Origin of the sequence: Mycolicibacterium aubagnense, from assembly GCF_010730955.1 — a bacterium.
Lineage (GTDB): Bacteria > Actinomycetota > Actinomycetes > Mycobacteriales > Mycobacteriaceae > Mycobacterium > Mycobacterium aubagnense.
Genome location: NZ_AP022577.1, coordinates 5083160 through 5104286 on the forward strand (window position 1 = coordinate 5083160; position 21127 = coordinate 5104286).

Genomic DNA, 21127 nt, shown 5'->3' on the forward strand with positions numbered 1-21127 from the left:
GAACTTGAGTACACCCGCTCGTTCGGTGCCGCTGTTCGCGGACATCGATGACGTCGCCAAGCGACTCGCCGAAACCGGATACCTGCCCGATACCGCAACGGCCACAGCGGTTTTCCTGGCCGACCGGCTGGGTAAGCCGCTGCTGATCGAAGGACCGGCCGGTGTCGGCAAGACCGAACTGGCCCGGGCCATCGCCCAGTGCACCGGTTCGGAGCTGGTGCGCCTGCAGTGCTACGAGGGGGTCGACGAGGCCCGCGCGCTGTACGAGTGGAACCACGCCAAGCAGATCCTGCGGATCCAGTCCGGCCAGCAGTCCGGCGACTGGGATCAGACCAAGATGGATGTGTTCAGCGAGGAGTTCCTCCTGAGCCGCCCGCTGCTGACGGCCATCCGGCGCACCGAGCCCACCGTGCTGCTGATCGATGAGACCGACAAGGCCGACATCGAGATCGAAGGCCTGCTGCTGGAGATCCTGTCCGACTTCGCCGTCACCGTCCCTGAACTGGGCACCATCAAGGCCAAGCAGACACCGCTGGTGGTGCTGACCTCGAACGCCACGCGCGAGCTGTCCGAGGCGCTCAAGCGGCGCTGCCTGTTCCTGCACATCGATTTCCCCGACCCCGACCTGGAGCGGCGCATCCTGCTCTCCCGGGTACCCGAGTTGCCGGAGAAGATCGCTGACGAGCTGGTCCGAATCATCGGCGTGCTGCGCGGCATGCAGCTCAAGAAGCTGCCGTCGGTCGCCGAGACCATCGACTGGGGCCGCACGGTTCTCGCGCTGGGCATGGACACCCTCGACGACGCGATGATCGCGGCCACGCTGGGTGTGGTGCTCAAGCACCAGTCCGATCAGCATCGCGCCGCCGGCGAGCTGAAGCTCAACTAGGGGACGTCATGACTGTCGGACGAACCCCCGCGCAACCGCTTGCCCCGCAAGGCATTCCGGGCCACCTGGTGGGCTTCGTCGAAGCCTTGCGCAAGGTGGGTATCAACGTCGGGCCGTCCGAGACCGTCGACGCCGGACGGGTGATGGCCACCCTGGGACTAGGTGACCGCATGGTGCTGCGCGAGGGCCTGGCGTGCGCGGTGCTGCGCCGGCCCGACCACCGGGAGACCTACAACGCGTTGTTCGACCTGTGGTTCCCGGCGGCCATGGGGGATCGGGCGGTGCTCGAACTCGATGAGGATGCGGACCCGGAGAACCGGCCCGACCGGATACCGCCCGACGATGTCGAGGCCATGCGATCGGCGCTCCTCGATCTGCTCTCCGACGCCGACATGGCCAACCTCGACGATCGCCTGATGGCGATGATCGCGCAGATCGTCGATGCCTACGGCAAGTACAACTCGAGCCGCGGTCCGTCGTACTCGTCGTACCAGGCGCTCAAGGCCATGGGGCTCGACCAGCTGGAGGGCAAACTGCTGGCCGGCCTGCTTGCGCCGTACGGTGACGAGCCCACACCCACTCAGGAACAGATCGCCAAAGCAATTGCCGCGAAGCGTATTTCGCAGCTGCGGCACATGGTCGAGTCGGAGACCAAGCGGCGCACCGCCGAGCAGATCGGCCGCGACCACGTGCAGACCTACGGCATCCCGCAGCTGGCCGAGAACGTCGAATTCCTCAGGGCGTCAGGCGAACAACTGCGCCAGATGCGCAATGTCGTTGCGCCCCTGGCTCGTACGCTGGCCACCCGGCTCGCTGCCCGGCGGCGTCGTTCCCACGCCGGCCAGATCGACCTGCGCAAGACGCTGCGCAAGTCGATGTCGACCGGCGGCGTTCCCATCGACGTCGTCCTCAAGAAACCGCATCCGGCCCGCCCCGAGCTCGTGGTGCTGTGCGACGTGTCCGGCTCCGTCGCGGGCTTCAGCCACTTCACGCTGATGCTGGTGCACGCGCTGCGCCAGCAGTTCAGTCGGGTTCGCGTGTTCGCCTTCATCGACACCACCGACGAGGTCACCGAGCTGTTCGGGCCCGATGCCGACCTGGCCGTCGCGGTGCAGAAGATCACCCGCGAGGCGGCTGTCTACACGCGGGACGGGCACTCGGACTACGGCCACGCGTTCGTCTCGTTCCTCGACAAGTGGCCGAATGCGCTCTCGCCGCGCACGGCGTTGCTGGTGCTCGGCGACGGCCGCAACAACTACCGCAACCCGCAGGCCGATCTACTGGCCGGAATGGTCAACGCCAGCCGGCACGCGCACTGGCTCAACCCTGAGCCCAAGCACCTGTGGGGCAGCGGCGACTCGGCGACGGCCAAGTACCAGGACGTCATCACCATGCACGAATGCCGGTCCGCCAAGCAGCTCGCCGCGGTGATCGACAACCTGCTGCCCGTCTAGCCCGCGAGGTCCTGCCCCGGAGTTGGCTCCGAACGCTGCCGTAAGCTGGCAAATCGTGACTCGACGCAGGCTGGGAGTGATGGGTGGGACGTTCGATCCCATCCACCATGGACACCTCGTCGCGGCCAGCGAAGTGGCTGACCTGTTCGAGCTCGACGAAGTGGTGTTCGTGCCCACCGGGCAGCCCTGGCAGAAGCGGGACCGGCACGTCACCGCCGCCGAGGACCGGTACCTGATGACGGTCATCGCGACGGCCGCCAACCCGCGGTTCTCGGTGAGCCGCGTCGACATCGACCGCGGTGGCCCCACCTACACCAAAGACACGCTGCGCGACCTGGCCAGGCAGAACCCCGACACCGACCTGTTCTTCATCACCGGCGCCGACGCGCTGGCCTCGATCCTGTCCTGGCAGAACTGGGAGGAGATGTTCTCCACCGCCCGGTTCGTCGGCGTCAGCCGGCCCGGCTACGAGCTGGACGGCAAGCACATCGAGCAAGCACAGAAAGAACTGCCACCCGACGCCCTGACCCTGGTCGAGGTGCCCGCACTGGCCATCTCATCGAGCGACTGCCGTCGCCGCGCCCAGGCCAACCGGCCCATCTGGTACCTGGTGCCCGACGGCGTCGTCCAATACGTATCCAAACGCAGGCTCTACCAGGCCGCGAACCAGCAGGAGAACACATGACGGCCACCCCTGAAGCCCTCAGCATGGCGACGGTCGCCGCCCGTGCGGCTGCCGCCAAGCTCGGCGAGAACATCAGCGTCATCGACGTGTCGGACCAGTTGGTCATCACCGACTACTTCGTCATCGCCTCCGCGTCCAACGACCGCCAGGTCAACGCCATCGTCGACGAGGTCGAGGAGAAGATGCGCTGGGCAGGCCACAAGCCGGCCCGCCGCGAAGGCGCCCGCGAGGGCCGCTGGGTGCTGCTCGACTACGTCGACATCGTCGTGCACATCCAGCACCAGGAGGAGCGCGAGTACTACGCGCTCGACCGGCTGTGGCGGGATTGCCCGGCCATCGAGGTGGACTTGAACGGAGACCTGCCGGCGAGGCCTGCTGATCCCGACGGTGACGACGCGCCCGACGAGGACGGCGAGTGAGGAACCGGCGGCTTCTGCTGCTGCGTCACGGCCAGACGGAGTACAACGCCACCAGCCGGATGCAGGGCCAGCTCGACACCGACCTCAGCGACCTGGGCCGGGCCCAGGCCGTCGCCGCTGCCGAGGTGCTGGCCAAGCGTCAGCCGCTGGTGATCGTGTCATCCGATCTGCGCCGTGCCCTCGATACCGCGACGACGCTCGGGGACCAGGCCGGCATGACGGTGTCCGTCGACGAGCGGCTGCGCGAGACGCACCTGGGCGACTGGCAGGGTCTGACGCATCAGGAGGTCGACGCCGTGGCTCCCGGTGCCCGGCTGGCCTGGCGGGAGGATGCCCGTTGGGCGCCGCACAACGGCGAGAGCCGGGTGGACGTCGCGAATCGCAGTCTGCCGGTGGTGATCGAGCAGTTGCGCAAGCTGCCCGAGTGGGGTGTCGACGAGGTCGACCGCCCGGTGGTGCTCGTGGCGCACGGCGGCCTGATCGCGGCGCTGACCGCGGCCCTGCTGGACCTGCCGGTGGACAACTGGCCGGTGCTCGGCGGCATGGGCAATGCCAGCTGGGTGCAGCTGTCGGGACACAGCGCCGGGCTTGCCGACGACGATCCGGTCAAGTGGCGTCTGGACGTGTGGAACGCCTCGGCTCAGGTGGCCAACGATGTCCTCTGACCGTCCCGTTCTCCTCGTCTTCTGCGACTCGCTGTCCTACTACGGCCCCGGCGGCGGACTGCCGTCCGATGATCCGCGTATCTGGCCGAATATCGTTGCTTCCCAACTTGGTTGGGACTTGGAGCTGATCGGCCGCATCGGCTGGACCTGCCGCGACGTGTGGTGGGCCGCAACCCAGGATCCGCGCTCCTGGGCGGCGCTGCCGAAGGCCGGCGCGGTGATCTTCGCGACCTGCGGCATGGACTCATTGCCGTCGCCGTTGCCGACGGCGCTGCGGGAGCTCATCCGCTACGTGCGTCCGCCGTGGCTGCGCCGCATGGTGCGGGACGGCTACGGCTGGCTGCAACCGCGGCTGTCGCCGATCGCCCGGCCCGCGCTGCCGGCGCACCTGACCGTCGAATATCTCGAAGAGACCCGCGGGGCAATCGATTTCAACCGGCCCGGTATTCCGTTCGTCGCGACGATTCCGTCGGTGCACATCGCGGAGACCTACGGCAGCTCGCACCGGTGGCGTGACGCCACGGTGGCGGCGATCACCGATTGGGCTGACGCGAAGCAGATTCCGGTCGTTGACCTCAAGGCCGCCGTCGGGGACGAGGTGATGTCGGGCCGGGCGAATCCGGACGGCATCCACTGGAACTTCGAGGCGCACCGCGCGGTCGCCGAACTCATGCTCAAGGGGCTGGCCGAGGCCGGTGTGGTGTCGCAGCGGACTGACGACTAGTCATGGCAGGCCCGTCATGACTGTGGTGGTGGTGACCGACTCGTCGGCCCGGCTAGACCCAGATGAGTTGAAGCGTTGGGACATTCGGGTGGTCCCGCTGCATGTGCTGCAGGATGGTGTCGATTACCAGGACGGGGTCGACCCGATCCCGCAGGACATCCAGGACCGGTCGCACGTGTCCACCTCGGGCGCGGCGCCCGCGGATCTGACCGACGTTTACCAACAGGCCCTGGCTGACAGTGGTGGAGACGGCGTGGTGGCAGTGCATCTGTCGGCCGGCCTGTCGAGCACGTTCAGTTCCGCCGCGGCCGTCGGCCGGGAATTGGGTTCCGCTGTGCGCGTCGTGAATTCACGGTCCGCGGCCATGGGGGTGGGGTTCGTCGCTCTCGCCGCGGCCCGGGCTGCGGCTGCCGGCGCGAACCTGGATGCCGTTGAGGCGCAGGCCCGTTCGGAGTCCGGCAAGCAACACGGCTTCATCGTCGTGCATCGGTTGGACAACCTGCGCCGCAGCGGCCGCATCGGCACCGCGGCCTCCTGGCTCGGTACCGCGTTGTCGCTGAAGCCGTTGCTGCAGTTGGACATCGACGGCCGGCTGGTCCTGGATCAGCGGATTCGGACCGTGGCCAAGGCGCATGCCGCGATGATCGAACGGGTGGTCGCGCTGGTCGGTGACCGCCCCGCGTCCATCGCCGTGCACCACGTCGACAATCACGACGATGCCGCGTCGATCGGTGCCGCCCTGACTTCCCGTCTGCCCCAGGTCGAATCACTCGTGGTGACCGACATGGGGCCCGTGTTGGCGGTACACGTCGGGTCCGGCGCCGTCGGCGTGATCGTCAGCACGCAGGAGTAGCGCTCCCGGTCGGTGGCGAGTTGGCGGTGCGTGCCGCGCGCAGGCCGCACTACGCAGCTGGTGGATGACCCCGGGTGTCAGATTTCGAGTACCCGTCTACTCGCGCTCAGGGCTCGTCGTCACCGCACCCTGAAATCCTGCGCGGCACCCCTCGCCGCTGCCCCCTGAAAGGTGACGATGATGAGCAACACCCTGAACCTCGGCTGGACACACGCGCTGACCGTGCACGCACCGACCGTGCCGCGGTGGTTGACCAGCGCGGAGCGGGTCATCAGCCGGGCGGTGCATTGGCTGGCCGAAGAGCGCCCCGCAGGCCCTGTGTACGAGACGCACGCCGACTATCTCGAGGACGCGCTGATGGCGCGCGAAATGTACCGGCTGTGAACGCTTTTGGGCTATCCGGTGAATCGGCCGGTGACCGGCGGCAGATCTTTGAGCGTCAGGATGCCCGGCGCGGCGGCCACTACCGCGGGTACTGCGTTGGTCACCGGAAGCGCGGTATAGATCATGCCGAGGCCGTTGAGGCTGACCTCGCTCCAGTCCGTCGACGGCAGGCAGTACACGACGGTCCGCATGTTGGGCACGCCGAACACCTGGATGACATGACCATGCGCCACCGGCTTCGGCGGCGTGACGTGTTCGCCCATGATCCAGTTGAAGCCGACGCTGACAACGTTCTTGCCACCGACCCAGCCGCGGTGATACCCGTAGACGCTGGCGACGGTGCCCTTCGGGATCTGCATGAACCCCAGGTCGGAGTCTTCGGTGGCGGGGGTGAAGGTGACGTCGAAGGTGATCCGGTCGAGTTTGGCGCCGATGGCGTCGGCCGTCATCGCGGCCGACTCGGCGAACACTTCGCTCTCCAGCCGGACGCTCTCGGCCAGCCCGGGGGTCTCCGGGTCCTTGCCGAATCCCATCGCGGCCATGGTTCCCGCCGACTCGTAGACGCCGCAGTCGACCGACTCGGTGATGCGGATTTCGTCGACGCTCTCGCACGCGCTGGACAGCACCATGCCCATCATGTTCGTCAGGCCAGGGTGGGCGCCGCTGCCGAAGATCGTGGAATTGCCTGCCTCGCAGGCCTTCTGGATGCGGGCCAGATCTTCGGGGGACTGCTTGCCGCCGGTGATCCACGCCGCGCTCGAACAGACGTTGATGCCCGACTCGAGCAGGCGGACCAGTTCATCGATGCTGGGCCAGATCGGGTTGTAGCAGCAGGCGTCGGGCTTGAGTGCCACGAGTTCTTCGATGTCATTCGTGGCCTTGATGCCCGTCGGTTCGGGCCAGCCGGCCAGCTCGGCGGCGTCGACCCCGACCTTGTCGGCGCCGTACGCGTACACGCCCACCAGTTCCATGTCGTCACGAGCGATGATCGCGTGCAGGGACCGCTTGCCGATGTTGCCGGTGGTCCACTGGATGACGCGGAGTGGTCGATCGGTGGTCATGGAGGCCTCCTCGCTGGGGCTGTGCGCTTTCGCTAGACACTATGCCGCAGGTGTCTACCCGACGTCGGGGGTCCCGGTGGCCGGACGATTCATCCACAGATCGCGATTGATCCACAGGGGGCTCGCACGGCGGCACTTTTGCAGCGTTCCGGTCGGTGGCAGTGCCTAACGTCGCGGACATGGTCACTCAGACACCGGCCGACCGCGCGCAGCGGCGCCTGACCGCACAGCCAGGAGATGCGACGGATCCCGACGACGAACCAGACCCGAACGACGACACCTCGCTGTCGCGATGGTTGCCCGACGCGGTGTCCGGCAGTCCGGGGTGGCTGGCGTCGGTGCGGGCCGACCCCGGCCGCGCCGGGGTGATCGCACTTGCCGTGGTCGGCGTGGTCGCGGTCCTGGTGACCGTGATCGCGGTGCTCGGTGATGACAAGCCGCCCGTGACGGCGGCGAAACTGCCTCCGGTGCAGATGGTTTCGTCCAGCGCACCTGGAGCGCCCGCGCCCCCGGCGAAGGCCGAGGATGTCGTGGTCAGCGTCGCCGGCCTTGTCCACAAGCCGGGACTGGTGACGCTCCCGGCCGGTGCGCGCATCGCCGACGCGGTCACCGCCGCCGGGGGAGCGCTGGCCGGCGCCGACCTCGTCGGCCTGAACATGGCCCGCAAGGTGGCCGATGGCGAGCAGATCCTGGTCGGCATCACCGCTCCAGTCGGTGCGCCGGCGGTGATGCGCAGTTCGGCAGGCGCGACGTCCGCCCCGCCGGAGAAGGGGCCGTCCGGTGATGGAACGGGCGCTGGTTCACAAGGGCCGGTCGATCTCAACACCGCTACCGAGGACCAACTCGACGCGTTGCCCGGCATCGGTCCGGTCATGGCGAAAGCGATCGTGGCGTGGCGTGCGGCCAACGGCCGGTTCACGAGCGTTGATCAGCTGGGCGAGGTCGACGGTATCGGCCCGAGCCGGCTGGAGAAACTGCGTGACTTGGTCAAGGTGTGACGGACCGTCCCGCGCCGGACGTCCCCGGCATCGACCTGCGGTTGGTGCCGGCCGCCCTGACGTGCTGGACGGTGACCGCGGTCGGGGTGTGGTGGGGGCCGTGGGCGGCGCTGACGGCGGTGGTGGTTGCGGTGGCGGGCGTCGTCGGAGTCGGACTGCGAATGGGCGACGTGCGCTGGCGCGCGGTGCTCGCTGTGGCGGCGGTGGGGGCGGCGTTCGCGATCGTCGCGACGGTGCGCGTGCACGCGGTCGACACCCATCCGCTGGCGTCCCGGTTCGGCACCACCGTGACGGTCACGGTCACTCCGTCCGAGTCCCCGAAGACCATCCAGAGCAGCCGCCTGATGTTCATGGCCTCGTTGCAGCGGCTTCAGGACATCGAATCATCAGGGCGGGTCCTGGTTTTCGCGCCCGCTCTCGGATATTCGGAGGTCGGCGTCGGCCGCCCGATGGCGTTCCGGGCCAGGGTCACCCGGCCCAAGAGGCGTGACCTGTCAGTGGCTGTGCTGGCCGCGGTGGGCACGCCGCGGTTCGGGACTGCCTCGACGGGGCAGCGCGCGGCGGCGCACGTGCGGGCGGAGTTCGGCGAGGCCGCTCGCCTGGCCCTGCCGCCGGATCAGGCCGCGATGTTGCCGGGGTTGGTCCTGGGTGACGTGTCGGCGGTCGAGTCGGACACCACAGCGGACTTTCGGCGGGCCGGACTGACGCACTTGACCGCGGTGTCAGGCGCGAACGTGACGATCGTATGCGGTGCGGTTCTGCTGAGCGCGGCGCTGGTCGGGCCGCGGATCGCCGTGGCGTTGGCGGCGCTGACGCTGTTCGCGTTCGTCGTGATCGTGCAGCCGTCCCCGAGCGTATTGCGAGCTGCGGCAATGGGTTCGGTGATGCTGATGGGCCTGCTGGTGCATCGGCGCCGGCAGGCCATCCCCGCGTTGTCGGCCAGCGTGCTGGTGCTGATGGTGATCTCGCCGGCGCTCGCCGTGGACGCGGGATTCGCGCTGTCGGTGGTGGCGACGGCGGGACTCGTGGTGATCGCGCCGGGGTGGTCGCGCCGCCTGGTGGGCCGCGGGTGGCCGAAACCGATCGCTGATGCCGTGTGTGTCGCCGTTGCCGCGCAGCTCGTGACGGCGCCATTGGTGGCGGCGATATCGGGAAGTCTGAGTCTGGTCGCGGTGGCGGCCAATCTCCTTGTGGCACCGATCATTCCGCCCATCACCATTCTCGGTACCGCGGCCGCCGCGGTGGGCTGGTTCTGGCCCGCCGCAGCGCAACTGCTCATCCGGTTCACCGGGCCGGAACTGTGGTGGCTCCTGCATGTCGCGCGGTGGAGTGCCGCGGTGCCCGGGGCGGCGGTGAGTGTCCCGTCGGGTTGGGGCGGCGCGCTCCTGCTCGGTACGACGACGGTGGGGGTGGCCCTGGTGCTGGCCGCGTGGCGTCGGCGACGAGGCGGTGATCCCCTGGCCGCCGAAGGCGGACGCGCGATACGCCCGTGAATTCAGGCTTCACGTTGCAGAATTATTGACGTGAATGACCGTTCGGCTGAATCCGCGGCGGCGGTTGCGGCGCTCGCAGCGGCCGGCGTCAGAACGCTGATCGGCACCGTGGTCAATGCCGCGGGCCTGACGCAAGTGAAGGTGGTTCCACGCAGCCGGGTAGCGGTGTTCGCCGACCACGGGCTGGGCACCAGCCCGACGTGGCATGTGTTCGCCATCGACCAGACCGGCATCGTGTTCGGCGACCAGACCGGTGTGGTCGGGGACCGGCGGGTGCGTGTCGACTTGGCGGGTCTACGCGTCCTCGGTGACGGACTCGCCTGGGCGCCCGGGGCGTTCTTCACCCAGGATGGCAAGCAAGACCCGCACTGCGGTCGCGGTGTGCTGCAACGGGTTACGCAGCGATTGGCGGCGGCCGGGTTGACGGCCTCCGTCGGACATGAGGTCGAGTTCGTGGTGGTCGGCCCCGACGGCGCGCAGCTGCCGTCCGCGCTGTGGGCGCAGTACGGACTGGCCGGCGTGCTCGAATTCGAAGCGTTCGTCCGCGACGTGATGGACGCGACCGGCGCCGCGGGGGTGTCCATCGAACAGTTCCATCCTGAATATGGCGCCAACCAATTCGAGTTCTCGCTGGCACCGCGCGATCCGGTGGCCGCCGCCGATCAGCTGGTGCTCGCGCGGATCATCATCGGACGGGTGGCCCGCCGCCACGGTCTGCGGATCAGTCTGTCGCCGGTGCCTTTCGCCGGCAGCGTGGGTTCTGGCGCACATCAGCACTTTTCGCTGAATCGTGATGGAGTGCCGGTGTTCTCCGGCGGTTCGGGGATGCGCGGGATGACGGCGGCGGGCGAGTGCGCGGTGGCGGGGCTGCTGGCCGGTCTGCCCGGCGCGCAGGGGGTCTTGTGCGGCTCCATCGTGTCCGGGCTGCGCATCCAGCCGGGGAGCTGGTCCGGTGCCAACGTCTGCTGGGGCACCGAGAACAGGGAGGCCGCGGTGCGGTTCGTCAGCGCCGCATCCGGTAATCCGTACGGCGCCAATGTCGAGGTGAAGATCGTCGACCCGTCGGCCAATCCGTACCTTGCGTCGGCCACCATCCTCGGGTTGGCGCTGGACGGCATCACCCGGGAGCTGCCGCTGCCGCCCGAGGTCACCGTCGACCCGGGTTCCCTGACCGAAGCCCAACGTGAGCACGCGCGGGTGGTGACACTGCCCGCGAAGCAGGCCGAGGTTCTCGATGCGCTGCGGGGCAGCACCGTGGTCCGCGACATTCTCGGCGACGCGGCGGTGGACGCCGTCTTGGCTGTGCGCGGCTACGAGCAACAGAACTACGGCGGACTTTCCGATACCGAACTGACGGAGAAGTTCCGGCTGTCGTGGAGCGTGTGAGTGCCTGTCGGCCCGCCATGAAACGATCAACGGGTGAGTGGATCGACCGAGGCGTTGCATCTGGTGCTGGGCGACGAGGAATTGCTGGTCGAGCGTGCGGTGGCCGATGTACTGCGGGCCGCACGCAAGCTCGCCGGCAACGACAACGTGCCAGTCGACCGGCTGCGCGCCGGCGACGTGTCTACCAGCGAGCTCGCCGAACTGCTGAGCCCGTCGCTGTTCGCCGAGGAACGCGTGGTGGTCCTGGAGTCTGCGGCCGAAGCCGGTAAGGACGCTGTCGCCCTCATCGCGGACGCCGCGGCCGACCTGCCGGGCGGCACCATGCTCGTCGTCGTGCACTCCGGTGGCGGCCGTGCCAAGGCGCTGGCGGATCAGCTCAAAAAGCTGGGCGCCGACGTGCATCTGTGCGCCAAGATCACCAAGGCCGCCGAGCGTGCCGACTTCGTCCGCAAGGAATTCCGGTCGCTGAAGGTCAAGGTCAGCGACGACGCCATCAATGCCGTGCTCGACTCGGTCGGCTCGGACATCCGCGAACTGGCCGCGGCGTGCTCACAGCTGGTGGCCGACACCGGGGGGCAGATCGATGTTGCGGCCGTGCGCCGCTATCACTCCGGCAAGGCGGAGGTGAACGGCTTCGACATCGCCGACAAGGCCGTTTCGGGTGATGTCAGCGGTGTCGCCGAAGCATTGCGCTGGGCGATGGCGGGCGGCGTACCGCATGTGGTGCTGGCCGATGCGCTGGCCGAGGCGGTGCATTCGATCGCGCGCGTCGGTGGCTTGTCGGGTGACCCGTACCGGTTGGCGGGGGAGTTGGGTATGCCGCCGTGGCGCGTCCAGAAGGCCCAGAAGCAGGCCCGGCGCTGGTCCCGGGACACTGTGGCCGAGGCGCTGCGAGTCGTCGCGTCGTTGAACGCGGATGTCAAGGGCGCCGCGGCCAGTGCCGACTACGCGCTGGAGTCGGCGGTGCGTCGCGTCGCCGAGTTGGCCGACCGCTGAGACGGGTCAGTCTCTGAACACAACAAAACCGCGGCTCTATCAACGGGCCGCGGTTTTGCGAAGACTACAGGCTCAGCTCAGAGCTTGTTGAAGGCCAGGGTCAGCGCCGACTTCTTGTTGGCGGCCTGGTTCTTGTGGATGACACCCTTGGTGGCGGCCTTGTCCAGCTTGCGGTTGGTGGCAACGAGCAGCTCGCCGGCCTTGTCCTTCTCGCCCGCCTCGACGGCCTCACGGAAGCCGCGGATAGCCGTACGCAGCGCCGACTTCACCGACTGGTTGCGCAGCCGGGCACGCTCGTTGGTGCGGATGCGCTTTTCCTGCGACTTGATGTTGGCCACGCGTGTCGTTCCTTCTAAATCTCAATTTGGGCATGCTCTGGGACGGGCATGCTCGGTCTTAAGTCTGTGCTCTTCGCCCATCGACGGGCAGCGACTGTTCAGGTTACCAGCGTCCACGTGAAATCCCCAAAGCGCGGCATACGCGCACTGGCTGGCGACGACCCCAGCATATCGATGAATGCCAAGTTGCCCTGCCGAAACTGCCAGGTTGATGCAGCATGTCTGCCATGAGCCCACGGACATCGCGCAGTGCTCCCGCTCGGACGCGGCGCACCACCCCAGGGAATCGCTACGACGGTGTGTTCGACGGGTACGACGACGTCGACAGCTACACCGAGGCGTACGACGAGATGTTCGACGCCGACGGCGCCGTGCGCGGTCTCTACAAGGGCGTGTTCGCCGAGCTGGCGCCTTCCGACGCGTCCGAGCTGGCAGCCCGGTCCGAAGCGCTCGGCCGGGCGTTCACCGACCAGGGCATCACGTTCTCGCTTTCGGGTCAGGAGCGGCCGTTCCCGCTGGATCTGGTGCCCAGGGTCATCTCGGCGGCCGAGTGGTCGAAGCTGGAAAAGGGCATCAAGCAGCGGGTTAAGGCGCTCGAGATGTACCTCGACGACGTCTACGGCGATCAGGAGATCCTGCGTGACGGCGTGATCCCGCGCCGGCTGGTGACCTCGTGCGAGCATTTCCACCGGGAGGCCGCCGGCATCGTCCCGCCCAATGGCGTCCGGATCCACGTCGCGGGCATCGACCTCGTCCGCGACGACAAGGGCGACTTCCGGGTGCTCGAGGACAACCTGCGCTCGCCGTCCGGCGTGTCATACGTCATGGAGAACCGGCGCACCATGGCCCGGGTGTTCCCCAACCTCTTCGCCACGCACCGGGTCCGGGCGGTCGGTGACTATTCGTCGCACCTGCTGCGGGCCCTGCGCAATGCGGCGGCAGCGAACGAGGCGGACCCGACCGTGGTGGTTCTCACTCCGGGCGTCTACAACTCGGCCTACTTCGAGCACTCCCTGCTGGCCCGGCAGATGGGCGTCGAACTGGTCGAGGGCCGTGATCTGTTCTGCCGCGACAACGTCGTCTACATGCGCACCACCGAAGGCGAGCGCCAGGTGGACGTCATCTACCGCCGGATCGACGACATGTACCTCGACCCCATGCAGTTCCGGCCCGACACGGTGCTCGGTGTCGCCGGCCTGCTCAACGCGGCGCGGGCGGGCAACGTCGTCATCTCCAGCGCGGTGGGCAACGGGGTCGGCGACGACAAGCTGGTCTACACGTACGTGCCGACGATCATCGAGTACTACCTGGGCGAGAAGCCGCTGCTGGCGAACGTGGACACCTACCGCTGTTGGCTCGACGACGAGTGCGAGGAAGTGCTCGACCGGATCCGCGAACTGGTCATCAAGCCCGTCGAAGGCTCTGGCGGCTACGGCATCGTCTTCGGGCCGGACGCCTCGGAGAAGGAGATCGCCGCGATCTCGAAAAAGGTTCGCGCCGACCCGCGTGGCTGGATCGCTCAGCCGGTGGTGCAGCTGTCGACGGTGCCGACGCGGATCGGCGACAAGCTCGCCCCGCGGCACGTCGACCTGCGGCCCTTCGCCGTCAACGACGGCGACGACGTGTGGGTGTTGCCGGGCGGGCTGACTCGCGTGGCGCTCCCGGAGGGCTCGCTGGTGGTCAACTCCAGCCAGGGTGGGGGATCGAAGGACACGTGGGTGCTGGCGTCACGGGCGTCGACCGCCGACCGCGAGCTCGCCGCTGCCGAAGTCGTCCGCTCGTTGCCGTCTGCCGGTCAGGCGGCCGCTGACGGACCCCCGCAACAAACCGTGCAAACCGCACAGCAACAGCAACAGCAACAGGCGGTGATGCACTGATGTTGGCCCGTAATGCCGAATCGCTGTACTGGATCGGCCGCTACGTCGAGCGCGCCGACGACACCGCCCGCATCTTGGACGTCACCGTGCATCAGTTGCTGGAGGACTCGAGCGTCGACCCCGACGTGGCATCGCGAACGTTGCTGCGGGTCTTGGGGATCGCGCCACCCGCGGCCCCACTGAACATGTGGTCCTTGACCGACCTGGTCGCCTTCGGTCGTGGTGACGGACAGAATTCGATCGTCGAGTCGATCTCGGCCGCCCGGGAAAATGCCCGCGGTGCACGGGAAGTCACGTCCACCGAAATGTGGGAGTGCCTCAACACCACCTACAACGCCCTGGCAGACCGCGAGCGGGCGGCCAGAAAGCTTGGACCGCACGAATTTCTGAGCTTCGTGGAAGGACGCGCGGCGATGTTCGCCGGCCTGGCCGACTCGACGCTGTCGCGTGACGACGGCTACCGCTTCATGATGCTGGGCCGGTCGATCGAGCGCGTCGACATGACGGTGCGCCTGCTGCTGGCCCGCGTCGGTGACAGTGCGTCGTCGCCGGCATGGGTGACGGTGCTGCGCTCGGCCGGTGCCCACGACACCTATCTGCGCACCTACCGCGGCGTGCTGGACGCCGGCCGCGTTGTCGAATTCATGTTGCTGGACAGGCTGTTTCCGCGGTCGGTGTTCTACTCGCTCCGGGTGGCCGAGCGGCATCTGGACGAACTGCACCACCGGCCGCATGATCGGGTCGGTGCCACCGGGGAGGCGCAGCGCCTGCTCGGCCGGGCCCGCAGCGAGTTGGAGTTCCTGCGGCCGGGTCTGCTGCTGGACTCCCTGGAGGCGCGCCTGGCCGGTCTGCAACGCAGCTGCCGGGAAATCGGAGAAGCGTTGGCGCTGGAGTACTTTCACGCGGCGCCGTGGGTCGCGTGGACCGACGCGGGCCACCCGGTGGCGGTCATCGAGGAAGGTGAGATCTGATATGTGGCGGCTCAGAGTTGTCCATGCCACGGGGTATGCCTACAAGTCAGCGGTGACGGCGTCGTTCAACGAAGCTCGCTTGACGCCGCGCTCGGACTCGCGACAGAACGTCATCCTCAACCGGGTCGAGACCACGCCGGCCACCCGCTCGTACCGGTACATCGACTACTGGGGCACGGCGGTGACAGCCTTCGATCTGCACGCGCCGCACACCGAACTGGAGGTGACGTCGTCGTCGGTCGTCGAGACCGACAAGGGTGAGATGCCTGCGGAACTGGTCACGTGGGACGACCTGGCCGGCGGCGGCGTGCGTGACCGATTTGACGAACTGCTCGTGCCGACGGCGTACACGCCGGTCAGCAAGCGCCTGCAGCGGGTCGGCCAGCGGATCATGAAGTACTACGACCCGCAGGAAGCGGTGGTCGCCGCGGCGAACTGGATCAACACCGAACTGGACTATGTCCCGGGCACCACCGGCGTGCATTCGTCCGGGCTGGACGCGCTGCGTGAAGGCAAGGGGGTGTGCCAGGACTTCGCGCACCTGACGCTGATTTTGTTGCGCAGCATGGGGATTCCGGCGCGTTACGTGTCCGGCTACCTGCATCCGCAGCGCAGGGCCGAGGTCGGCGACACCATCGAGGGGCAGAGCCACGCCTGGGTGCAGGCCTGGACCGGCGGCTGGTGGGACTACGACCCGACCAACGACGTCGAGATCAGCGAGCAGTACGTGACCGTCGCAGTGGGACGGGACTACGCGGACGTCACGCCGCTCAAGGGCATCTACTCGGGCGAGGGGTCCACCGATCTGGACGTCGTCGTGGAAATCACCCGGCTCGCTTGACTTTCCCGTCTAACCGCCGGGCGCCGACTACCATAGATGTGAGGTAGATCACGATCGGAGGTGGGCGATGCGGATCGCGGACGTACTGAGCAACAAGGGTGCCGCGGTAGCGACCATAGCTCCAACGACCACGGTGTCCCAGCTGCTGGCCAGCCTGGCAGCCCTGAACATCGGCGCGATGGTGGTGGTCGGACCCGAAGGCCTGGCCGGCATCGTGTCCGAACGCGACGTGGTGCGCGAGCTGCACAAGCGTGGCGGGGGTCTACTGGGCCAGCCGGTTTCGGAGATCATGACGACCGTCCTGGCCACCTGCACTCCGCGCGACACCGTCGACCACCTCGTGGTCCTGATGACCCAGAACCGGGTGCGGCACGTGCCCGTCCTCGACGACGGTCGGCTGGCCGGCATCGTCAGCATCGGCGACATCGTCAAGACCCGGATGGAAGAGCTCGAGACCGAGCAGCAACACCTACAGGACTACATCAACCAAGGCGGTTAGCTCCTCGCCTTCTCCCGCGAGCTGGGGGCACCTCCCGCTCGCGAGCGCGCGTGTTTGTCCGGCGACGCGCCGGTTTCGGCGTGCAATGTGCGCCCACTCACGGGCCGCGAACGGGCACGGACTGTCCGAAGATCGGGCGACGCGTGCATCAGCGTGACGGTTCGCGGCAAGCTGGCGGCATGCGTGAAATTCAGACCCGTGCGGCCACTCGTTCCGACACCGGTGCTTTGTCGCACACCCTCGCCCGCGCTTTCGCCGACGATCCGGTCATGAAGTGGATGATTCCCGACGACGGAGCGCGTCGGCGCCGACTGCCGCGCCTGTTCGCGGCGCTCGCCAAGTACCAGCATCTGGACCACGGCGGCGTCGAGGTCGCTTCGTCGGGGGACGGCATCGGCGCGGCGGCATTGTGGGATCCGCCGGGGACGTGGCGGCAGACGCGCGGCGACGAGCTGCGGATCGCGCCCATCATGCTGCTGACGTTGGGCACGGCCGTGCTGCGCGGGCAGGCGGCTTCCGAACTGATGAAGAAGCATCATCCTGAGGAGCCGCACTGGTATCTGGCGGTAATCGGTAGTGACCCTCTGGTTCGCGGCGGCGGGTTCGGTCAGGCGCTGATGAAGTCCCGGTTGGACCGCGTCGACGCCGAACATGCACCGGCCTATCTGGAGTCGAGCAACCCCGTGAACGTGCCGTATTACGAGCGGTTCGGATTCGAGGTCACCGGCGAGATGGTGCTGCCGAACGGCGGACCCAGCCTGATTCCGATGTGGCGGCAGCCTCGGTAGGTGCGCTCATTGCACTCTCGTCGGGCGCGAGCGGTCGCTGAGTGCACGGGGAAAGCGGCGTGTCGCCGGACAAACCCGCACGCTCGCGGGAGCGAGGGGCGGGGGACTAGCTCCAGGAATAGCCGGCCCGGAGGCGGGCGGCGATGATCTCGAACTTGTCGCGTTCGAGGATCGCGCCTTCGCGGCGGATGCCTTCCTCGGGCACATCGAGCACCCGGTCGAGTCGCACCCAGCTGGCGCGTCCCTCGTAGTCCCAGCTGCCGGAGCCGATGCCCACCCAGTCGGGGTCGCCCTGGTACCGGTCCTGGCTGGACACCATCAGGCCCAGCAGCGTCGTGCGGTCGCGACCCACCACCAGCACGGGGCGGTCCTTGCCGCGGGTCGGGTCGTCTTCGTAGACGACCCAGGTCCAGACGATCTCGCCGGGGTCGGCCTTGCCGTCCAGGTCGGGCGAGTAGACGATGCGCCGGGCGCGGTGCGCGGTGGGGACGATGTTCTCGGTGACCGGCCGTCCCGCGGTGATGGCCGCCTGCGGCTCCGCCGGAACCGCGCCGAGCGCGGTCAGTCCCACTTCGATGCCGAACCGGATCCCCTGCTGGATGGTCCGAGACAGCCCGTCAGGCTGCTGCAGATTGCGGATGAGCTTGGGCGCCTCGTTGAACACCAGTTGTTCCGCGAAACGCTGGAACGTCCTCCACTGCGACGCCATGACTTCGAGCATAGGGGAGTTTCCGGCCCGCGATTTAGCCGCCGGGGTCCTCGCTAGATACCCTGGTAGTCGCGCGTGATACGCGCGGACCCATCGTCACCAGGAGATTCCCATCAGCAGTTTCGCCGACAAGACGTTCACTGCGCCGGCGCAGATTCGGAACTTCTGCATCATCGCCCATATTGACCACGGCAAGTCCACCCTGGCCGACCGCATGCTGGGAATCACCGGTGTGGTTGCCGACCGGGACATGCGAGCCCAGTACCTCGACCGCATGGACATCGAGCGGGAACGCGGTATCACCATCAAGGCGCAGAACGTGCGGCTGCCGTGGGAGGTCAACGGCGAGCAGTTCGTGCTGCATCTCATCGACACCCCGGGCCACGTCGACTTCACCTACGAGGTGTCGCGCGCACTGGAGGCCTGTGAGGGCGCGGTGCTGCTGGTCGACGCCGCTCAGGGCATCGAGGCGCAGACGCTGGCCAACCTGTACCTGGCGCTGGACCGCGATCTGACGATCATCCCGGTGCTCAACAAGATCGACCTGCCCGCCGCCGACCCCGATCGGTATGCCGGTGAGATCGCCCACATCATCGGCTGCGAACCCAGCGATGTGCTGCGCGTCTCCGGCAAGACCGGCGAGGGCGTGCGCGAACTCCTCGACGAGGTGGTGCGACTGATCCCCGCCCCCGTCGGCGACGCCGACGCACCCGCGCGGGCGATGATCTTCGACTCCGTCTACGACATCTACCGCGGTGTGGTCACCTACGTCCGCGTGGTGGACGGCAAGCTGAACCCGCGCGAGAAGATCAAGATGATGTCCACCGGGGCGACACACGAGCTGCTCGAGGTCGGCATCGTCTCGCCGGAGCCCAAGGCTTCCGACGGGCTGGGCGTGGGCGAGGTCGGCTACCTGATCACCGGCGTGAAGGACGTCCGCCAGTCGAAGGTGGGTGACACGGTGACCTCGGCCCGTAACGGGGCGACTGAGGCGCTGACGGGCTACCGCGAACCCCGGCCGATGGTGTACTCGGGGCTTTACCCGGTGGACGGCTCGGACTATCCGGTACTGCGAGAGGCGCTGGACAAGCTGCAGCTCAACGATGCCGCGCTGACCTACGAGCCGGAAACCTCCGTGGCCCTTGGCTTCGGCTTCCGCTGCGGCTTCCTGGGCCTGCTTCACATGGAGATCACGCGCGAGCGCCTGGAGCGCGAGTTCAACCTGGACCTGATCTCCACCTCGCCCAACGTGGTCTACCGGGTGATCAAGGACGACAACACCGAGATGGTCGTCACGAACCCGTCGGACTGGCCAGAAGGCAAGGTGCGCAGCGTCTTTGAGCCCGTCGTGAAGACGACGGTGATCGCGCCCAGCGAGTTCATCGGCACCATCATGGAGCTGTGCCAGCAGCGTCGCGGCGAGCTGGGCGGGATGGACTACCTGTCCCCGGAACGCGTCGAGCTGCGCTACACCATGCCGCTCGGCGAGATCATCTTCGACTTCTTCGACTCGCTGAAGTCCCGCACCCGTGGCTACGCCAGCCTCGACTACGAAGAGGCCGGCGAGCAGGAAGCCGACCTGGTGAAGGTCGATATCCTGCTGCAGGGCGAGGCCGTCGACGCGTTCAGCGCCATCGTGCACAAGGATTCGGCGTCGGCCTATGGCAACAAGATGACGAGCAAGCTCAAGGAACTGATTCCCCGCCAGCAGTTCGAGGTCCCGGTGCAGGCGGCCATCGGCTCGAGAATCATTGCCCGCGAGAACATCCGGGCCATCCGCAAGGACGTGCTCTCCAAGTGCTACGGCGGTGACATCACCCGTAAGCGCAAGCTGCTCGAGAAGCAGAAGGAGGGCAAGAAGCGGATGAAAACCATTGGGCGCGTAGAAGTTCCGCAGGAGGCCTTCGTCGCCGCGCTGTCGACCGACGCGGCGAGCGACAAGCCCAAGAAGTAGCTGCGACAGCAAAACTGCCCCAAATCAACGGATTTGGGGCAGTTTGTGTTTGTGCGAGCTACGCAGCGTGGTGCGGGCCCGCTGAGTGGTGGTGCGGGTGCAAGCCGGGGATCATCATCGGCACGTCGTCGCGGTAGTGCCGGTAGGAATCGCCGAGGCTCGCCACCAGATCGTGCTCCTCGAGCTGTACCGCGATCAGGATGTATCCGGTGGTCGCCAGCGAGAACATCAAGTGCCCCGCCGTCATCGTCGGGGTGGCCCAGAACGCCACGATGAAGCCGACCATGATCGGGTGCCGAACCACCCGGTAGAACAGCGTGGTCCGGAAAGCCAAGTCGCGGTAGGGCTCTCCACGCCAGGCCAGATACACCTGCCGCAGCCCGAAGAGATCGAAGTGGTTGATCATGAACGTCGACGTCAGCACGATCGCCCAGCCCGCCCAGAACAGGGTCAGCAGCACGTAGCGCCCGGCCGGTGCGCTGACGTGCCAGATGACCTGGGGCATGGTCCGCCACTGCCAGTAGAGCAGGCCCAGCAGCAGGCTCGACATCAGGACGTAGGTGCTGCGTTCGATGGACTGCGGCACGATGCGCGTCCACATCCGTTTGAACGCCGGCCGCGCCATCACGCTGTGTTGCACCGCGAACAGGCCGAGCAGGATCAGGTTGACCACCACCGCCTCGCCGATCGATGCGGTGATCCCATGATCGACCGTGCGGGGCACCACCACGTTGCCCACGAAGCCGATGGCATAGAGGAACGAGACCAGGAACACCGCGTAACACAGCGCGCCGTAGCCAAGTGTCAGATAGCGCTTCATCCTGTCCTCCGATTCTCGGAAATGTTCCGGTGACGCCGTCCGCACCGGTCGACTTGCACGCAGTGTCGGGGCAGGCCCTAGATGCGGCCTGGATGGCGGAAACGAATGATGTGCGGCAGCCCGACCGCAGCGTGGGAGGAGGGGCCGGCAGACTGCCGGTCCGTGAAGCCATACCTGGTGCCGCAGCCCCTGGTCACATGCTCAATGTATGCCTAAATCGGCCGGGTGGGAATGGCCCGAGCCGGCGCCGAGCAGACGTGAAGACCCTCAAATTCTGATGAATTTGAGGGTCTTCACTGGGGGTACCGCCCGCTTGCGGGGGACTG

At 67.5% G+C, this 21127-nt stretch carries 22 protein-coding genes; 18 read left to right on the plus strand and 4 right to left on the minus strand.

Annotated features, from left to right (window positions below; genetic code table 11):
- The first annotated feature begins 4 nt into the window (after positions 1-4).
- The 8 genes from G6N59_RS24330 (at position 5) to G6N59_RS24365 (ending at position 6070) form a co-directional block, all read left to right on the plus strand.
- Positions 5-886, plus strand: coding sequence for an AAA family ATPase (locus tag G6N59_RS24330; protein WP_138229486.1), 882 nt, complete (start codon positions 5-7; stop codon positions 884-886).
- Positions 887-894: 8 nt separating this feature from the next.
- The gene (locus G6N59_RS24335) at positions 895-2340 is read left to right on the plus strand and encodes a vWA domain-containing protein (protein ID WP_138229487.1); all 1446 of its coding nucleotides are present in this window, start codon (positions 895-897) and stop codon (positions 2338-2340) included.
- A gap of 52 nt (positions 2341-2392) precedes the next feature.
- On the plus strand, positions 2393-3025 hold the full coding sequence (nadD, locus tag G6N59_RS24340; protein ID WP_138229680.1) for a nicotinate-nucleotide adenylyltransferase: 633 nt from the start codon (positions 2393-2395) through the stop codon (positions 3023-3025).
- Positions 3022-3444: a ribosome silencing factor gene (gene rsfS / locus G6N59_RS24345; RefSeq protein ID WP_138229488.1), complete on the plus strand. Its 423-nt coding sequence runs from the start codon at positions 3022-3024 to the stop codon at positions 3442-3444. The genes nadD and rsfS overlap by 4 nt, the downstream gene beginning before the upstream one ends.
- Positions 3441-4109: a glucosyl-3-phosphoglycerate phosphatase gene (gene gpgP, locus G6N59_RS24350; protein WP_138229489.1), complete on the plus strand. Its 669-nt coding sequence runs from the start codon at positions 3441-3443 to the stop codon at positions 4107-4109. Before rsfS ends, gpgP begins: the two co-directional genes overlap by 4 nt.
- Positions 4099-4833: a diglucosylglycerate octanoyltransferase gene (octT, locus tag G6N59_RS24355; protein ID WP_138229490.1), complete on the plus strand. Its 735-nt coding sequence runs from the start codon at positions 4099-4101 to the stop codon at positions 4831-4833. Before gpgP ends, octT begins: the two co-directional genes overlap by 11 nt.
- A 16-nt stretch (positions 4834-4849) precedes the next feature.
- Positions 4850-5686 (plus strand): DegV family protein, encoded by an 837-nt coding sequence (locus G6N59_RS24360; protein ID WP_138229491.1) that lies wholly within the window; start codon positions 4850-4852, stop codon positions 5684-5686.
- Positions 5687-5866: 180 nt separating this feature from the next.
- On the plus strand, positions 5867-6070 hold the full coding sequence (locus G6N59_RS24365; protein WP_138229492.1) for a hypothetical protein: 204 nt from the start codon (positions 5867-5869) through the stop codon (positions 6068-6070).
- Positions 6071-6081: 11 nt separating this feature from the next.
- Here the strand turns inward: G6N59_RS24365 and G6N59_RS24370 are convergent, their stop codons facing one another.
- A complete protein-coding gene (locus G6N59_RS24370; protein WP_138229493.1) occupies positions 6082-7131 on the minus strand; it encodes an NAD(P)H-dependent amine dehydrogenase family protein in 1050 nt (349 codons plus the stop codon).
- Positions 7132-7310: 179 nt separating this feature from the next.
- Between G6N59_RS24370 and G6N59_RS24375 the strand changes: the two genes are divergently transcribed.
- From G6N59_RS24375 to holA, 4 genes are read left to right on the plus strand one after another with little or no spacing between them, the layout of a single operon-like run.
- Complete coding sequence (locus G6N59_RS24375) at positions 7311-8129, plus strand: ComEA family DNA-binding protein (protein ID WP_138229494.1); 819 nt, start codon at positions 7311-7313, stop codon at positions 8127-8129.
- The gene (locus G6N59_RS24380; RefSeq protein ID WP_138229495.1) at positions 8126-9622 is read left to right on the plus strand and encodes a ComEC/Rec2 family competence protein; all 1497 of its coding nucleotides are present in this window, start codon (positions 8126-8128) and stop codon (positions 9620-9622) included. Before G6N59_RS24375 ends, G6N59_RS24380 begins: the two co-directional genes overlap by 4 nt.
- Before the next feature lie 30 nt (positions 9623-9652).
- The gene (locus G6N59_RS24385; RefSeq protein WP_138229496.1) at positions 9653-11008 is read left to right on the plus strand and encodes a type I glutamate--ammonia ligase; all 1356 of its coding nucleotides are present in this window, start codon (positions 9653-9655) and stop codon (positions 11006-11008) included.
- Between the two features lie 33 nt (positions 11009-11041).
- Positions 11042-12004 (plus strand): DNA polymerase III subunit delta, encoded by a 963-nt coding sequence (holA, locus tag G6N59_RS24390; RefSeq protein WP_138229497.1) that lies wholly within the window; start codon positions 11042-11044, stop codon positions 12002-12004.
- 77 nt (positions 12005-12081) lie between these two features.
- On the opposite strand, the gene rpsT is transcribed toward holA, so the two are convergent.
- On the minus strand, positions 12082-12342 hold the full coding sequence (gene rpsT, locus G6N59_RS24395) for a 30S ribosomal protein S20 (RefSeq protein ID WP_064860034.1): 261 nt from the start codon (positions 12340-12342) through the stop codon (positions 12082-12084).
- A 227-nt stretch (positions 12343-12569) separates the two neighbouring features.
- Between rpsT and G6N59_RS24400 the strand changes: the two genes are divergently transcribed.
- The 5 genes from G6N59_RS24400 to G6N59_RS24420 all read left to right on the plus strand — a co-directional run bounded on the left by G6N59_RS24400 (position 12570) and on the right by G6N59_RS24420 (position 17318).
- Positions 12570-14219 carry a circularly permuted type 2 ATP-grasp protein gene (locus tag G6N59_RS24400; RefSeq protein ID WP_234884139.1) on the plus strand — a complete coding sequence of 550 codons (1650 nt, stop codon included), beginning with the start codon at positions 12570-12572 and terminating at the stop codon, positions 14217-14219.
- Positions 14219-15190, plus strand: a complete 972-nt coding sequence (locus G6N59_RS24405) for an alpha-E domain-containing protein (RefSeq protein ID WP_138229499.1) — start codon at positions 14219-14221, stop codon at positions 15188-15190. Before G6N59_RS24400 ends, G6N59_RS24405 begins: the two co-directional genes overlap by 1 nt.
- Position 15191: 1 nt before the next feature.
- Positions 15192-16031 (plus strand): transglutaminase family protein, encoded by an 840-nt coding sequence (locus tag G6N59_RS24410; RefSeq protein WP_138229500.1) that lies wholly within the window; start codon positions 15192-15194, stop codon positions 16029-16031.
- A gap of 67 nt (positions 16032-16098) precedes the next feature.
- Positions 16099-16530: a CBS domain-containing protein gene (locus G6N59_RS24415; protein ID WP_138229501.1), complete on the plus strand. Its 432-nt coding sequence runs from the start codon at positions 16099-16101 to the stop codon at positions 16528-16530.
- Positions 16531-16709: 179 nt separating this feature from the next.
- Positions 16710-17318 (plus strand): GNAT family N-acetyltransferase, encoded by a 609-nt coding sequence (locus G6N59_RS24420; RefSeq protein ID WP_138229502.1) that lies wholly within the window; start codon positions 16710-16712, stop codon positions 17316-17318.
- 106 nt (positions 17319-17424) lie between these two features.
- Here the strand turns inward: G6N59_RS24420 and G6N59_RS24425 are convergent, their stop codons facing one another.
- A complete protein-coding gene (locus tag G6N59_RS24425; RefSeq protein WP_138229503.1) occupies positions 17425-18039 on the minus strand; it encodes a type II toxin-antitoxin system PemK/MazF family toxin in 615 nt (204 codons plus the stop codon).
- A gap of 94 nt (positions 18040-18133) precedes the next feature.
- On the opposite strand from G6N59_RS24425, the gene lepA reads away from it, so the two are divergent.
- The gene (gene lepA / locus G6N59_RS24430) at positions 18134-19981 is read left to right on the plus strand and encodes a translation elongation factor 4 (protein WP_138229504.1); all 1848 of its coding nucleotides are present in this window, start codon (positions 18134-18136) and stop codon (positions 19979-19981) included.
- 58 nt (positions 19982-20039) lie between these two features.
- On the opposite strand, the gene mddA is transcribed toward lepA, so the two are convergent.
- Positions 20040-20801, minus strand: coding sequence for a methanethiol S-methyltransferase (mddA, locus tag G6N59_RS24435; RefSeq protein ID WP_138229505.1), 762 nt, complete (start codon positions 20799-20801; stop codon positions 20040-20042).
- Positions 20802-21127: the final 326 nt, after the last annotated feature.